General features: G+C 40.4%; 14 protein-coding genes. 13 read left to right on the top strand and 1 reads right to left on the bottom strand.

What is annotated here, in order from left to right:
• Positions 1 to 54 precede the first annotated feature (54 nt).
• From I592_RS10830 to I592_RS21405, 10 genes are all read left to right on the top strand, one after another.
• Positions 55 to 897, top strand: coding sequence for a MetQ/NlpA family ABC transporter substrate-binding protein (locus I592_RS10830; RefSeq protein ID WP_010780166.1), 843 nt, complete (start codon positions 55 to 57; stop codon positions 895 to 897).
• A gap of 175 nt (positions 898 to 1,072) precedes the next feature.
• Positions 1,073 to 1,495 (top strand): GFA family protein, encoded by a 423-nt coding sequence (locus tag I592_RS10825; RefSeq protein ID WP_010780167.1) that lies wholly within the window; start codon positions 1,073 to 1,075, stop codon positions 1,493 to 1,495.
• Between the two features lie 139 nt (positions 1,496 to 1,634).
• Positions 1,635 to 2,405 (top strand): Fe-S cluster assembly ATPase SufC, encoded by a 771-nt coding sequence (sufC, locus tag I592_RS10820; RefSeq protein WP_010780168.1) that lies wholly within the window; start codon positions 1,635 to 1,637, stop codon positions 2,403 to 2,405.
• A 13-nt stretch (positions 2,406 to 2,418) separates the two neighbouring features.
• The gene (gene sufD / locus I592_RS10815) at positions 2,419 to 3,696 is read left to right on the top strand and encodes a Fe-S cluster assembly protein SufD (RefSeq protein WP_010780169.1); all 1,278 of its coding nucleotides are present in this window, start codon (positions 2,419 to 2,421) and stop codon (positions 3,694 to 3,696) included.
• Entirely contained in the window at positions 3,696 to 4,931 is a 1,236-nt protein-coding gene (locus tag I592_RS10810; protein WP_010780170.1) for a cysteine desulfurase, read from the top strand. Before sufD ends, I592_RS10810 begins: the two co-directional genes overlap by 1 nt.
• Positions 4,918 to 5,391 carry a Fe-S cluster assembly sulfur transfer protein SufU gene (sufU, locus tag I592_RS10805; protein ID WP_010780171.1) on the top strand — a complete coding sequence of 158 codons (474 nt, stop codon included), beginning with the start codon at positions 4,918 to 4,920 and terminating at the stop codon, positions 5,389 to 5,391. The genes I592_RS10810 and sufU overlap by 14 nt, the downstream gene beginning before the upstream one ends.
• Before the next feature lie 195 nt (positions 5,392 to 5,586).
• Positions 5,587 to 6,981: a Fe-S cluster assembly protein SufB gene (sufB, locus tag I592_RS10800; protein ID WP_010780172.1), complete on the top strand. Its 1,395-nt coding sequence runs from the start codon at positions 5,587 to 5,589 to the stop codon at positions 6,979 to 6,981.
• 254 nt (positions 6,982 to 7,235) lie between these two features.
• Positions 7,236 to 8,051: a hypothetical protein gene (locus tag I592_RS10795; protein WP_139243506.1), complete on the top strand. Its 816-nt coding sequence runs from the start codon at positions 7,236 to 7,238 to the stop codon at positions 8,049 to 8,051.
• Positions 8,052 to 8,148: 97 nt separating this feature from the next.
• On the top strand, positions 8,149 to 11,046 hold the full coding sequence (locus I592_RS10790; RefSeq protein WP_010780174.1) for a DEAD/DEAH box helicase: 2,898 nt from the start codon (positions 8,149 to 8,151) through the stop codon (positions 11,044 to 11,046).
• A 307-nt stretch (positions 11,047 to 11,353) separates the two neighbouring features.
• The gene (locus I592_RS21405; RefSeq protein WP_157777022.1) at positions 11,354 to 11,500 is read left to right on the top strand and encodes a hypothetical protein; all 147 of its coding nucleotides are present in this window, start codon (positions 11,354 to 11,356) and stop codon (positions 11,498 to 11,500) included.
• Between the two features lie 775 nt (positions 11,501 to 12,275).
• Here I592_RS21405 and I592_RS21990 read toward each other — a convergent pair.
• On the bottom strand, positions 12,276 to 12,788 hold the full coding sequence (locus I592_RS21990) for a CBS domain-containing protein (protein ID WP_425268434.1): 513 nt from the start codon (positions 12,786 to 12,788) through the stop codon (positions 12,276 to 12,278).
• A 545-nt stretch (positions 12,789 to 13,333) separates the two neighbouring features.
• Here I592_RS21990 and I592_RS10780 point away from each other — a divergent pair.
• The 3 genes from I592_RS10780 to I592_RS10770 are packed head-to-tail and all read left to right on the top strand — an operon-like array spanning position 13,334 to position 16,072.
• Complete coding sequence (locus I592_RS10780; protein ID WP_010780176.1) at positions 13,334 to 14,083, top strand: SDR family NAD(P)-dependent oxidoreductase; 750 nt, start codon at positions 13,334 to 13,336, stop codon at positions 14,081 to 14,083.
• A 15-nt stretch (positions 14,084 to 14,098) separates the two neighbouring features.
• Positions 14,099 to 14,896, top strand: a complete 798-nt coding sequence (locus tag I592_RS10775; protein ID WP_010780177.1) for an SDR family NAD(P)-dependent oxidoreductase — start codon at positions 14,099 to 14,101, stop codon at positions 14,894 to 14,896.
• A gap of 21 nt (positions 14,897 to 14,917) precedes the next feature.
• Positions 14,918 to 16,072 carry an oxidoreductase gene (locus I592_RS10770; protein WP_010780178.1) on the top strand — a complete coding sequence of 385 codons (1,155 nt, stop codon included), beginning with the start codon at positions 14,918 to 14,920 and terminating at the stop codon, positions 16,070 to 16,072.
• The last annotated feature ends 108 nt before the right edge of the window (positions 16,073 to 16,180 follow it).

The following is a 16,180-nucleotide window of genomic DNA, read 5'->3' as shown; positions in this document are numbered from 1 at the left end:
CGAATAGCTATTATTCTTAAAAATAAAAACAATACTACTTAGGAGGAACTACCAATGAAAAAGAAAATTTTAGGTTTTGCAGCAGTAGGGTTATTAACGATCGGATTAGCAGCTTGTGGAAATAACAACTCTGCTTCTTCTGACAGCAGCAGTAAAGAAAAAAGCGATACATTAGTTGTAGGGGCATCTCCTACACCGCACGCAGAAATTTTAGAACACGTAAAACCATTGCTTGAAAAAGAGGGCATCAAATTAGAAGTCAAAAAATTTGATGATTATGTACTGCCAAATAAAGCATTAGCAGATAAAGACATTGACGCGAACTACTTCCAACATAAGCCATTCTTTGAAAAGGCTGTGAAGGAAAATGATTACAAATTTACCGATGCCGGTGCGATCCACATCGAACCAATGGGCTTGTACTCTAAGAAAATCAAAGATATCAAGGATCTAAAAGAAGGTGCAACGGTGATCACGTCAAGCTCTGAATCAGACTGGGGCCGGATCATTACGATCTTGCAGGATGCTGGTTTAGTGAAAGTGAAGGACGGCGTTGATTTAGAAACAGCAACGTTTGATGATATTGCTGAAAATCCTAAAAAATTGAAATTCGATCATTCAATTGATCCAGCTTTGTTGGCGACGACCTACAGCAATGACGAAGGCGACCTAGTAGCGATCAATGCGAACTTTGCCTACGGTGCGGGCTTGAATCCAGTCAAGGATGCCGTATTGCTTGAAAAAGATACGTCACCTTATGCGAATATCTTAGCAGTGCGCACAGAAGATAAGGACGACCCTCGTATTCAAAAATTAGTCAAAGTCTTACATGAGAAAGACGTGCAAGATTGGATCTTAGAAAAATGGGACGGTTCTGTAAAACCCGTCGATAAATAAGTTTAACGCTCCTTCTTCAAGGACCACGCCGGGCAATCGGGCGTGGTCTTTTTTGTTTGTCTCGAGACAGAGAATACTAGAGGTGAGACGGGCGCGGCGGTCAGAAAAAAGTCTGTTTTACAGACTGTGAGCTGTTACACTGAATATAAGAAGATACAGAGAGGACGTGGAGAAAATGAATGCAGCAGGAAGCTGTTTGTGTGGTGAGGTAAACATCGTTATTCCTGAAATAGCAGAAGAAATCACGGTTTGTCATTGTCATATGTGTCAAAAATTTTTTGGAGGCCCGTTTTTGTCGTTGTCGGGAATCTTGCCTGAAGCCTTTGTGATGCGGGGTGAGACAAAGATCCGTCGTTTTATGTCTTCAGAGTGGGCGGAGCGAGGCTCATGCAAGGTATGCGGCAGCAGCTTGTTCTACCACAGTTTGGCGGATGATACGTATTATTTTCCAACAGGGCTGTTCGATGCATTGGATCACGCCATGCTGAAGGAAGAAATCTTTTACGATCAGAAGCCGGCGTTCTTCCATTATCAAGAGTCGACAGAAAAATTAACAGAAGCAGCCTTTATGGAACGACTTTTTGATGATTTAGAGTAGAAGGAGTCCACGAAGCAATTTTATAATTATTCTAAATAAAGGGTCGTTTTTAGGAAGAAACTTGGTGAATCGGTTTGTATTCCATTCTCATTTAGATTAAAATATGTGAGAACGAGAAAAAAAATTTGGAGGTACTTTCATGTCAGTTTTAGAAATCAAAGACTTGCACGTTGCCATTGAGGATAAAGAAATCTTAAAAGGTGTAAACCTTGTAATGAAAACAGGGGAGATCCACGCGATCATGGGTCCGAATGGGACAGGGAAATCCACGCTGTCAGCAGCGATCATGGGAAACCCAAACTATGAAGTGACGAAGGGCGAGGTCCTTTTCGATGGCAAAAATATCTTGGACTTGGAAGTCGATGAGCGTGCGCGCTTAGGATTGTTCTTAGCGATGCAATACCCAAGTGAAATTCCAGGGATCAGTAATGCCGAATTCATGCGGGCAGCGATGAATGCTCGTCGTGAAGAAGAGGACAAAATCTCTGTGATGCAGTTCTTGAAAAAATTGGATAAAAAAATGGAATTGTTGAACATGCCAGAAGAAATGGCGGAACGCTATTTGAATGAAGGCTTCTCTGGTGGAGAAAAGAAACGCAACGAAATTTTACAATTATTAATGATCGAACCAACCTTTGCGATTCTAGATGAAATCGACTCAGGGTTAGATATCGATGCCTTGAAAGTGGTTGCTAAAGGGATCAATGAAATGCGCGGAGATACCTTTGGTGCTTTGATCATTACCCATTACCAACGTCTATTGAATTACATCGTACCAGATGTGGTGCATATCATGATGGATGGTCGAGTAGTCTTGACCGGAGATGCAGACTTAGCGAAACGCTTGGAAGCTGAAGGCTACGCAGGGATCTCTGCTGAATTAGGTATTGATTACAAAGAAGAAGTTTAGGAGGGCAAGATAGATGAAAAAATGGACAGAATATCTTGAGGCCGTCAAAGCTTTCTCAGCCGAATGGGCCGAACCTCAATGGATGACTGATTTGCGGGTCAATGCGTTAAACAAGATCGACGAATTGCCTTTGCCTGTCATTGAAAAGGTAAAATTCGCTCGTTGGAACCTATACAATGTAAAGCCTGAACATCAAGAAGCAACGGGAACGATCCCAAGCTTTGATCAAATGAAAGACAATCCGATGATCGTACAAGCAGGTGAAACCACTGTCTTCGAACAGATTTCACCAAAATTGGCGGATCAAGGTGTGATCTTCACGGATTTAGTGACTGCGATGCAGGAGCATCCTGAGCTAGTCCAAGAATATTATATGCAAAAGGCTGTACCAGTAGAAGAAAATTCACTGACGGCTCTCCATGCAGCCTTCATGAACAACGGTGTCTTCTTATATGTGCCGAAAAATGTCGTGATCGAAGAACCGATCGAAAGTTTATTCTTGCACAACGGAGACGACGATGCTCACTTCTTCAAGCATGTCTTGATCGTGGCTGGAGACAACAGTGAATTCTCTTATTTAGAACGCTTTGAATCTCAAGGCGATGCAGCGAAGAAGCTTTCAGGAAATGTAGTCGTCGAAGTCATCACCAAACCAGGCGCGCGAGTGAAATTCTCAGCAGTGGATTCGATGGGGGCAAATATCGCGACTTACATGAACCGACGCGGCTATCTGATGCGTGATTCGATGATCGACTGGGCAATCGGTATCATGAATGACGGCAATGTGATCGCAGACTTTGACTCAGATTTAGTGGGAGAAGGCTCTCATGCGGAAGTGAAGATCGTTGCGATCAGCGATGGTAAGCAAATCCAAGGAATCGACACGCGTGTAACGAATAAAGCCCCTCATACGATCGGGCACATTTTGCAGCACGGCGTTATCTTAGAAAAATCAACCTTGACCTTTAATGGGATCGGGCATATCTTAAAAGGCGCAAAAGGCGCGGATGCCCAACAAGAAAGTCGTGTATTGATGCTTTCTGAAAAATCACGGGGCGACGCCAACCCTATTTTATTGATCGACGAAAATGAAGTCACTGCCGGACACGCGGCCAGTGTTGGTCGTGTCGACCCAGATGAACTCTTCTATTTAATGAGTCGTGGGCTTGAAAAAGCGGCGGCGGAACGTTTGGTTATCCGTGGATTCTTAGGACCTGTAATCACTGCTATTCCTGTCAAAGCCACTCAAGAGCAATTGATCGCGACGATCGAAGGGAAGTTGAGCAAATAATGAGGGAGTTTTCTACTATTAGAAAAGATTTTCCAATTCTTTTCCAAGAAGTAAATGATGAACCACTTGTTTATTTAGACAACGCGGCCACTACACAAAAGCCGACACAAGTCTTGGATGTGTTACGTCATTATTATGAACATGATAATGCCAATGTTCACCGCGGCGTGCATACGCTAGCCGAGCGGGCGACAAAAGATTATGAAGACAGTCGTGAAAAAGTCCGCGCCTTCATCAATGCCAAGGAAACAGCGGAAGTGCTGTTCACGCGGGGAACGACAACTGGCTTGAACTGGTTGGCCCGCAGCTATGGCGATGCTTTCATTGAAGAAGGCGATGAGATCGTGATTTCTTACATGGAGCATCACTCCAATATCATTCCGTGGCAGCAATTAGCTGAACGCAAGGGAGCGACGTTGCGGTATGTGCCATTAACAACGGAAGGCTTTCTTGATAGCGCTGCTGTAAAAGAGATCATCAACGAAAAAACGGCGATCGTCTCCTTGGCTTACGTGTCAAATGTTCTTGGTGTGATCAATCCAATCAAAGAAATGACGGAGCTGGCTCATGCAAACAACGCGGTAATGATCGTGGATGGTGCACAAGCAGCACCGCATATGACCGTGGATGTCCAAGAGCTGGATGCAGATTTCTTCGCCTTTAGCGGGCATAAGATGTGCGGACCAACCGGAATCGGTGTATTATATGGCAAACGCCAGTGGTTAGAGCAAATGGAACCTGTGGAATTTGGCGGCGAGATGATCGATTTCGTGAACCTTTACGAAAGCACATGGAAGGAATTGCCATGGAAATTTGAAGCAGGGACACCTAATATCGCCGGAGCGATCGCTTTAGGTGCGGCAATCGATTATCTGAACGAGATCGGAATGGAGAATATCCATCACTATGAGCAAGAATTGGTTGCCTACGTGTTGCCGAAGCTCCAGGCAATCGGCGGTGTAACGGTCTATGGACCGCAAGATCCAGAACAGCATACCGGCGTGATCGCTTTTAATCTGGAAGGAATTCATCCTCATGATGTAGCGACCGCTTTAGATATGGAAGGTGTCGCGGTACGTGCTGGACACCACTGTGCACAACCTTTAATGAACTATTTGAATCTGCCAGCTACGGCGCGGGCCAGCTTCTATTTTTACAATACGAAAGAAGATGCGGACCGTTTGATCGAAGCAATTCAGGCGACGAAGGAGTTTTTCAAAGATGGCGCTCTCTAAATTAGACAATTTATATCGTCAGGTGATCTTGGACCATTCCTCGCATCCCCATCACCGTGGAAAGTTGAGTGATTCGACGCGAACGATCGAGATGAACAATCCCACCTGCGGCGATGTGATCGAACTTGAATTGATCGTGAAAGACGACGTGATTACCGACATCGCATTTTCCGGCAGCGGCTGTTCGATCTCTACAGCCAGTGCTTCCATGATGACCGATGTTGTGATCGGCAAGCCCGTCTCAGAAGCAGAACATTTGGCCGTGATCTTTGCCCAAATGGTCCAAGGCAATGAGATTCCAGAAAAAGACGAAGAAGAGTTGGGCGATGCAGCGATGCTCAGCGGGGTCGCAAAATTCCCCGCCCGTATCAAATGCTCGACGCTAGCCTGGAAAGCACTAGGCAAGGCGCTGACCAGCGAACAAGGCAAAGCCCGAGAAGGACAATTTCATAAAGATTAGTAAGAATAGAAATACATTAAAACGATTAAGGATTTCAGTTCCTCTTTTCGCAGTCTATTTTGTAGAATGACTACATTTAAGGTACGTCTAAAACAAGAAAGAAGCTGTATAGAGGAATGACATACGGCATGAGAAACAAACTTATTTTTCTGTAGGAAAAATAAATACATTAAAACGAATAAGGAGCGGGAATACATGAGTGTACCTGAAATGCAAGAGGAATATCAATTTGGCTTCCACGATGACATCGAGCCCGTTTTTACAACAGGTGAAGGTCTCTCCGAAGAAGTCATTCGCGAAATCTCCCGCGCAAAAGGAGAACCAGAATGGATGTTGGATTTCCGTTTGAAATCGCTAGAAACATTCAGAAAATTAGAGATGCCCAATTATGGACCTGATCTGTCCGACTTGGATTACGATAAAATCAATTACTTCATCCGTTCAAGCGACAAACCAGCGCGCGATTGGGACGATGTGCCAGAAGAAATCAAAACCACGTTTGAACGTTTAGGGATTCCTGAAGCGGAACGTGCCTACTTGGCTGGTGCCTCTGCCCAATACGAATCAGAAGTGGTATATCACAACATGAAAGACGAGTTCACCAAATTAGGGATCGTCTTCACCGATACCGATTCAGCCTTGAAGGAGTATCCTGAATTATTCAAGGAATATTTTGGGACATTGGTTCCTCCATCAGACAACAAACTGGCGGCGTTAAACTCAGCGGCTTGGTCTGGCGGTACGTTTATCTATGTACCAAAAGGTGTGAAGACGGATATTCCGATCCAATCGTACTTCCGAATCAACTCCGCGAATACCGGACAGTTTGAACGGACCTTGATCATCGTAGACGAAGGCGCAAGCATCAACTATGTTGAAGGCTGTACAGCGCCAACCTACTCTTCTGACAGCCTGCATGCCGCAGTCGTCGAAGTGTTCGTTAAAAAAGATGGCTATTGCCGTTACACGACGATCCAAAACTGGTCGAACAACGTCTACAGCTTGGAAACTAAGCGTGGACAAGCCCAAGAAAATGCGACCATGGAATGGGTCGACGGCAACTTAGGCTCAAAAGTAACCATGAAATACCCAAGTGTGTATATGGAAGGCAATGGCGCTCGCGGAACGATGCTGTCGATCGCCGTAGCCGGAAAAAATATCGTGCTGGATAATGGTGCCCGTATGATCCATAACGCACCAAACACGTCAAGTACGATCGTTTCAAAATCCATCGCGAAAGATGGTGGCGCAGTAGACTATCGCGGAACCGTCCGCTTTGGTCGGAACAGTGCCGGCTCATTCAGCCACATCGAATGCGATACGATCATCATGGACGACCGCTCAAGCTCAGATACGATCCCGTACAATGAAATCTTGAATGGAAATGTTTCTTTGGAACACGAAGCGAAGGTTTCAAAAATCTCCGAAGAACAATTGTACTATCTGATGAGTCGCGGAATCTCTGAACAAGAAGCGACTGAAATGATCGTTATGGGATTTGTGGAACCATTTACGAAGGAATTACCAATGGAATACGCTGTAGAGTTGAACCGTCTGATTCAGTATGAGATGGAAGGCAGTGTGGGTTAGAAATTTTATAAGTTCCCGAAACGTTGATGTGTTAACGTTTTGGGGCTTTTTTTATATTAAAAACTCGAATAGTAAAATACGTTTTTATAATTAATTAAATATGTTATTATTTAAGAACATGGTTATGTGAAATATTCTCTTAATCAGTATTTACGTGTGAACTATGGGGGAAATAGTATGTATAAATATGTCATGAATTGATAGTACAAAAATCGGAGTTTTTTAAGTATTAAAAAATGAAATGCATTGGGGACGTGTATAGAAAAATGGTGAATGAAAGAAAAGAGTTTACTAGGTTTAATAAGATACTTAAAGATATAAGAGAAAATAATGAGAAGGAGCAAAATAAGCAAGATAAAAGAATTGAAGAGATGGAAAAAAAAGTTGAAGAGATGAAAAAATCCGAAAATAATTTTTTTCTAAAGTGGCTGTTACCGATACTTTCAGTAGTCATTACAGGGGCCATTGGTTGTATAACATTAAATATATTAAATAGCAATCAACCATTAGTGTTTGAATCTACAATTAATCCAAATGGTAATTTAAATATTTTTGAAGATTCTGATGATAAACAATTGTCCGTAGAAATCCCATTGAAAATTGATTTAAAGAAGAAGTCAGGAGAAACTAAAACTAGGTTATTAGTGATGAATGAGGATATTAATCATCAAGAGGATTTATCTTTCTTGGCTTTCAAAAAGGATGGAAGTGACGAGTTTGAGTATAAAAGGCGAGGAATAAAAAAGGATTTAGAGAGAACACCAATTGATTTCTTCATTGTTTATATTGATTATAATGACAATATAGACTATGAATATCATTTGCTTTGTCCTGAATATCGTTTTGAAGACCTTTATACGAGTAAAGGGAATACAATAAAAATGAAAAGTAAATTCTATAAATTTACAAAATATGAAATGATATCAGACTTTAAGTATAAAGAGAGTGTGCAAGATTATAAAGAGGGCCATAAAAATACTAAATTGATATTCAGTAAACATAAAGATGTAAAAACGAAGATTGAAATTATGGTAGACAAAATTAAAAAAGATGCTCTACTAAAAGAATAGGTGGACGTATAGAATTAAGATAATTTGTTTTTATTTTTTGAGAGTATAGATGTTAAGGTTTTCACTATAATAAGGTTAATAAAGTTGGAGGGGTTGAATGAGCTATTTTTCAAGTAACTATATTTTGATGAAATATCCTTTAAGTTTATACAGTTGTGAAGGGCAGGGATTAAGAAACGCTCAAATAGGAGCTGTTCATGCTTTGGGAGCATATTTTACTACAAAAAAGGAGCCTGTTCTATTATCAATGCCAACTGGTACAGGAAAAACAGCAGTTATAATGATGTCTCCATATCTTCTTGGGGTTAGTAAAGTATTGGTGATAACACCTACAGTTTTAGTTCGTTCTCAAATTGCACAAAATTTTTCGGTTTTAAAGGATTTGAAGAAAATTGGAGTCTTTGAGCAAGAGGTAGAGCCTCCCGAAACTTACGAATTAAAGCATAAGTATACAGATGATCTAAAAGAGAATATAGAAAAAGCTGATGTTGTAGTATCAACACCTGGTTGTGCTTTGCCTTTATCTGAAAATCAAGAGATCAATAAAACTTTTGATTTAGTTATTATCGATGAAGCTCACCACGAACCTGCTAAAACTTGGAGAGAAGTGTTAGCAAATATCTCTGATGCTAAACATGTGCTATTTACCGCAACACCTTTCAGAAGAGATAAAAAGGAAATAAAAGCAAATCATATATACAACTATCCTTTATCTCAAGCATATAAAGATGGAGTATTTGGCTCAATTAATTTTATTCCAGTTGAAATAAAAGCAAATGAAGATAAAGATATTACATTAGCTAAAAAAGGTGAGGAAATCTTTTTTAGAGACAAAGCTAGTGGTTTAGAGCATGCAATGATGGTTAGATGCAAATCAAAAAAAGAGGCTATTCGTTTATTTAAGTTGTATGAAGATAATACTGTATTGAATTTAAAGATTGTTAATAGCTCCAAAAGCCGTCAAGAAGTTTTAAAAATTATTGATCAGCTTGAGAATCAAGAAATCAATGGCGTTATTTGTGTAGACATGATGGCTGAAGGATTTGATTTTCCTAATTTAAAGATCGCAGTTATACATGATCCTCATAAATCCTTAGCCACCACATTGCAATTTATAGGGAGGTTTGCTCGTACCAATCAAGAAAAGTTAATTGGTGAAGCGAGTTTTATAGCCGTAAATGATGAACAATTTGCTTTAGAGAATAAAAGGCTATTTTCAACGGACTCTATTTGGCAAGAAATAATAATAGATTTAAGTGAGGAAAGAATTAATCAAGATATAGAAAGTCAAGAATACTTTAAGAGCTATGATAATCAACTAATATCAACAAATAATCAAGAGTTCTCACTTCACAGTTTGTATACTAACTTTCGTGCCAGAATATATTACGCAAAATCTTTTAATCTTAATGCCGAATTTCCAGACTTGCGAATGAAAATAGAAAATATTAATGTTAGTGAAGATGATCAAACTGTTGTAGTGGTTGCTTCGAATAAACAATTACCAAGGTGGAGTACAGCGGATGGAATCTATTTCAATTTAGAATACAACACTGTTCTTATCCATTATCAGAAAAAGAATAAACTATTATTTATAAATTCCCATTTAAAATCAGAAAGTATATATGATGCAATTGCTATAGCATATTGTGGGGAAGAAAATTATGAAAAAATTACTTTGAGTAATATTCACAAAGTGTTAAGTGGTGTGAAAAATCATGAAATCTTTAATTCAGGATTAGCTAATCGTTTATCTGAGGGAGAAACATATAAAATTAGTGCAGGTTCTGACGTCAGTAAAGCTATCGATGTTGATAGTGGAAAAATGTATTCTCCAGGCCATGTATTTTGTAAAGCTGAAGAAGCAGATGCTCAAATAACAATAGGTTATAGTAGTGGATCAAAAATTTGGAGTAGTAGATATGGTAGCATTCAGGAGATGGTTAAATGGTTCAATTTGAACGGTGACAAAATTTCAAATAAACATGCTAAGGTTAAGACAAATACTAATTACGATAATCTTCCTATGCCAACAGAAATGACAGTTTTTCCGAAAGATATTTTTATGTGGGACTTTAACGTTCATAGCTATAGAAAACCACACAATTTATTGATATCTGAAGAAGATATATCTACTTCTACAATTTTGGATGTTGATATTTCTATTGAATCAGTAGAACCAGTAGAAATTTGGTTGAAAGTTAGTTTAAACGGAAGAAGCTATAATATAGTAAGAAATATTAATGGTAAGTATAAATGTTTTGTGGAAGAGGAGTTTTTTATAATGGTAGGAAGAGAAGCAATGCCATTATCTATATACTTCAATCAATTTCCATTGTCATTTTATACAAGTTCGTTATCTTTAATTTCAGGGAAAGAAATCAGTATATATGACTATAATTTGCCTGCGTTTGATAAGAATAAGATTGTTTCTATCGATTGGAAAAAATATAATACAGATATCACTATGGAATTTAAGACTAATAAATATAAAGGAAACAAAAATTCTATCCAAGATGCAATAGGAGAAAAGCTCGATGAGAACGAAGCCTATGATTATGTAATTTTTGATCATGGTTCTGGAGAAATTGCTGACTATATCTCAATAGAAGTTTTGGAAAAAGAAATTATTGTTTCCCTATATCATGCAAAATCTAAAAGTTCAGTAAATTTTAATTCATCTGTTGGAGATGTATATGAGGTTTTAGGTCAATCAATAAAATCTTTAATTTGGTTAAAAAGTAAGTCCATATTATTGGCTAAGCTCAAGGATAGACAGAGAAGTGGACATAGTGTATTCATTAAGGGAGAAATAAAACATTTGGAAAAAACTTTGAAAGATAATAAACCGATGCGTGGAAAAATTATTGCTTGTCAACCAGGTTTAACAGGTCATAAAAAATTACCAGATAAAATCGGGGAAGTATTAAGTGCTACAAATATGAAAATAAAAAACTCAGCTACAGCTAAAGATTTTTATGTTTGGGGGAGCTAATAGATTACTCGATAATCTTTAGGTGAAGTTAGAGGAATCATTTTTTCTTCTGAATTTTAGTTTAGCATTTAAAGAAGCTAACCTTTAAAAGAAATTCAAATAGTACGGTTTTCTTTTTAACAGATTTTTCGCTTAGGTAAGGAAAGTATTCTAAAGGTTTAACTTTATTGAATTTAGTTTTACTGGGAAAAATTAGAAACATGATATAATGTAGCCTTTTAAAAGGATTTGATGAGACAAATCTGATTACAAGTACTCGGTAAAAAATACGAATAGAATCGGGCGTGAGAAGATTCGTAATGCTACCTTGAGCTATTCAACTTTAGATGTTGCGGAACCGTCTGATGATACGATGAAATTAGTGGAGAAGTATGTGGCAGGAAACATGAAAATTGCGGATACCTTAGAAACAGTTATTGAAAAATATCGTGCAGTGGGTCTAAAAAATGCTTGATCCTTATTTGATTCCAGATACTGATGTTTTGCAAAATAAACTAGGCATAACGGATAAGAATCTTCTTGAAAAACTGAGGCGAATATAACGTATTTAAAATTGTTAGGTATTAATGCTTGGTTTGAAAATAAGCCGCTCAACTACTAAATGTTGCTTGAAGTTCATAAATACATTTTTGGTGGTCTATACGAGTGGACAGGTCTGATCAGAAAAATTGATATCTAAAAAGAAGAAGCTGCTCTGCAAATAATTTTTAGGTACGAAAACCATAAAGTCAGTTGAAATATATTGATATTGTATTTCTGTAAAACTACTAACTAATATTGGTATTACTACGAACATTCATATATTTGTTATCTCATGCGCGGAACCAGATCCTAAGATTTCCTATCCAAAGTACGCCACGCAATCTAAATAGCAAAATAACTGCTATTTTATTGAAAATGATTGATAATTGGTGAAATCGATTTTTTATCACACTTGAACCCTTATTTTTTAACGATGCAAATCTATAAATCCAATGGAAAGGTCTGTGGAATGATAACTGTTTATTTGCTAGAAACCTTGATTTATGAGGTTTCTATTTTTTGTACAAAACAAGTCCCGTCATAAAATAACGAGATAATCTTTCCTCAATCCTCCCAACAACCTCATGTAACTTAACATCATCCACCTACCCACCATCAACCACCGGCTCAACGACCACTTCTTCAATCCTGCGATTCCTCATCTTCGAAATAGTCATCTTCAAACCATCTAACTGGATCGTTTCACCCTACATGGGGATTCGTTCGATTGAAGCTAAAATATAACCTGCAACGGAGATAGAGTTCGTGGTATTAGTAATATTGAAAAGCTCTTTTAAACAATCGAAGTCTGAACGTCCGTTTACCAGGAAGCTGCCATCTGCCAATTTGTAATAATCCAATTTCTTACTATCATATTCATCCCAGATTTCTCCGACCAATTCTTCAATGATATTTTCTAGTGTAACGAGACCCGCAGTCCCACCGTGTTCATCGATGATGATGGCTATATGGATTTGCTCGGCTTGAAATTTTTTCATCAGTTCTGAAACTTTCATACTTTTCGGGATAAAGCTGATTGGTTTGATAATCTCTTCTAATTTCTTTTCACCTTTTAGTACATGGTAATAAAAGTCCTTTTGATACACCACGCCGGTTATTTCATCAATGTTGTCCTGACAATAGGGCAGACGAGATAAGCCGGAGGATTCAAAGAGTTCCGCTATTTCTTCTGTACTCTTTTTACTGTTAATGGAAGTAATATCCGTACGTGTTAAAAATTTTTCTGTACATCCAAATCGTAAAATGCGACCACACTTTTGATCAGAAGTTCGTCATCCTCATCAATCGAACCCTCTTGAGCTGCTTTTTCCATAAGAATCATCCATTCATCTTCGGTGATGGAAGGTGTCGTTTCTTTGTTTATAAAAGTTTCATCAGTCTAATTTTTAAAACAGAGAAAAAGAGAGTCCACGAATAAAAATCGTCAATAAGGCCTTCAGTGGATGGACAAGCGCTAATGCAGACAGTCGTTCAAATCATTACCAGTCTGATAAGTGAGCGATATAGTTTCCTATAAGGAGTTCTTAGGTATACCAATTTATACAGTTCTCTTTGAATCCGTTTTCCAGCTCCCCTCATTTAGTGCTATCATGAAATGAGAACCACAGATATTTCCCCTTAAAAGTAATTCTTACTCCAAGACATCTGTCTGCAACTGAACTCCATTAAATGTTTCTTTATTGAACAAATTCAACTGCCTATTTTCGTGTGATGCTTTTTTGCTTTGGAAAAAGGAGGTAGAACGATGTTCCAAGATTACAAAGTTGTGATTACTGGTGCGACTTCTGGTATTGGTATGGCGACGACTCGGCTATTTATCAAGGAGGGCGCGACGGTGATTGGGATCGGACGGAATTTTAGCCGGACGAAGGATTTGGGTGATCGGTTTATTCCTTGTACGTGTGATGTACGGGATGCCGATGCGATCATGAAGGCGTGTGAATTCATCGGAGAAACGTTTGACAATGAGCTGGATGTGTTTGCCAACAATGCGGGGTTTGGTGAGAATACCACGATTCGCGATGTAACGGTCGATCAGTTTGATCGCTGTTTCAGTCTTTTGTTGCGGGCACCGATGTTGTTTGCCAAAGAATTGTATCCTCTGTTATTGAATGCGCCGAAGAACAACGCGAGTATCATCAACACCGCTTCTGCTGCCAGCCGGACAGTCAGCTCTGAAAATCCATTGTATAATTTAGCGAAAAACGCCGTGGTGCTGTATACCAAACAGCAAGCTATGGGGTTTATTGGTGTGCGCTGCAATAGTGTGTCGCCAGGCTTTATCCAAACGCCGATTTTTCAGCGTGAGGGTGTCAATATGGAGGAAAACGACGTGTTGGCAATGTACGATCAGATGGCGAAGGTCACTTGCGGGCGAACGGGAAAACCGGAAGAAGTGGCGGACTTGATCGCGTTTCTAGCCTCGACGGATGCACAGTACATCAATGGCGCCGATGTCTTGATCGACGGCGGCCTGATGACGGTCAGTAATTGATAAGGAGGATTCAACATGTTAAAAGAATACATCGTAATGATTACTGGCGCGACTTCTGGCATCGGCTTGGCGACAACGAAGGAGTTTCTGGATCAGGGGGCGACGGTGATCGGGATCGGACGGAATTTTAGCCGAACGAAGGATTTGGGCGAGCATTTTCTGCCGTTTAAGTGCGACGTGACGGATGAAGAGCAGATCAAGGCGGCGGTGGCTTTTGCGAAGGAAAAATTTGGCAGGATGGATAGTTTGATTTGTAATGCGGGGTCAGCGATCGTAGGCACGGTGGAGGAAGTGGATTCTGGAGAGTTTGAGCGGGCTTTTCAATTGTATGTGCTGCATGCGGCGATGTTTACCAAGTATTGTGTGCCGCTTTTACGTAAATCGGAAAATCCCAGTATCACCCACACGGCATCGGTGGCGTCTTTTATGATTGGGGATTCGGTTCCGTACAATGTGTTGAAGGCGGCCTTATTGAATTACACGCGGCAAAGTGCAGCGGCGCTATTAAACAATAATCCAGCGGATATGTTCGGGCGGTCAAAGGCAGTAACAGCGATTGATGAAGGTGACAATACTTTCATTCGGGTAAATGCCGTTTGTCCTGGATTGATCCGCACGAATTTGATGCCGGATCAAGCGTGGGAAATGCTGGGGACAGAAGCGGCATTGAAGGCGATCCCGAGTCGACGGATCGGAGAGGACTGGGAGCCGGCGAAATTGTTTGCCTTTTTGGCATCAGCGAAAGCCAGCTTCATCACGGGCGCGACGATCACGATCGATGGCGGCTGGTACATGACCCATGCGCGGGTTTAAATGATTGAAGGAGGAATCGAAATGAAGGAAAAGTATGCACCATTATTTGAACCGATTGAATTGAAACATGGCGGGCGTTTGGAAAATCGTTTCGCAATGTGCCCGATGGTGGTTTTTGGCGCTGATCCGGCAACGGGGAGGCCGACGGAAGAGGATGTGAAATACTTTGAACGCCGGAGCAATTTTGCCTCACTGCTAGTGACTGGAGCAATCACGGTTCAGGAAAATATCCAAGGTCATCCGAAGCAACTGTCCATTTTTAATGACGAGGCGATCGACGCTTACAGCAAATTGGCGGCAGCGATGAAAAGCAACGGCAGTAAGGCGATCGGTCAGATCCAGCATCCGGGACGCGAGGGTGTCTATGGCTGTAATGTGACGGGCAAAGCCTATGCGCCAAGCGCGATCGACTTTCCATTTTTAAAGTATAAAGTTACCGAATTGACCGAGGATGAAGTCTGGCAAGTGGTGAAGGATTTTGGATTGGCGACGCAGCGGTTGTTAAAGGCCGGCTTTGATGGGGTAGAGATTCATGGCGCGAACCACTATTTGATCCAGCAATTCTTCTCTTGTTACTCGAATCAGCGAGAAGATTATTGGGGCGGCTCTTTTGAGAAACGGATGAATTTTGCGATCGAAGTGACGAAGGAAGTCTTGAAGGTCGCGCGCGCTGAAAATCCAGAGGCGATCGTGGGCTACCGGATCTCACCAGAGGAAATCCACGGAGAGATGGTCGGATATGACTTAGAGGATTCATTGAAATTGATCGATAAATTATTAGAACAAGACCTTGATTTTCTGGATCTGTCCTCTGCGGCAGGCGGGAATTTTGGCAAGGATGCCTACAAGGCAATGCCGCAAAGGGGGGATTTCACTGATCCAGTCAGCTTAGTGATCAGGAAGGCTGTTGCTGGCAGAGTCCCCGTCGTGATCTCTGGAACGATCCGTTCAGCGGATGAAGCGCTGGATGCTTTGAACTACGGGGATATTGCTTCGATGGGTGTTGGTGCATTGGCTGACCCAGACTTCAAGGAGAAGGTTTTAGCGGATAGGGAAGACACCATCCACATGAATGTCAAAGGTCATACAGAGGATCTGGAATTACCGATTGGGTTGATCGAGGTTTATACAGCAGGGATCGGCTTGCCTCAAGTGGAAGGGTTGATTGAGAAATAGCTTTGGAACACCGTTGTTTGGCTTAGTTAGCAACGGTGTTTTATTTTTATTTATTCATTTTCCAAAGAAAATGTTAACTAATTTTTTATTCAAAATGTTTATGAAGTC

Origin of the sequence: Enterococcus gilvus ATCC BAA-350 (genome assembly GCF_000407545.1) — a bacterium.
Classification (GTDB): Bacteria; Bacillota; Bacilli; order Lactobacillales; family Enterococcaceae; genus Enterococcus_A; species Enterococcus_A gilvus.
Note: the sequence above shows the minus strand (reverse complement) of the source record. Positions and strands in the feature narration are given on the sequence as shown.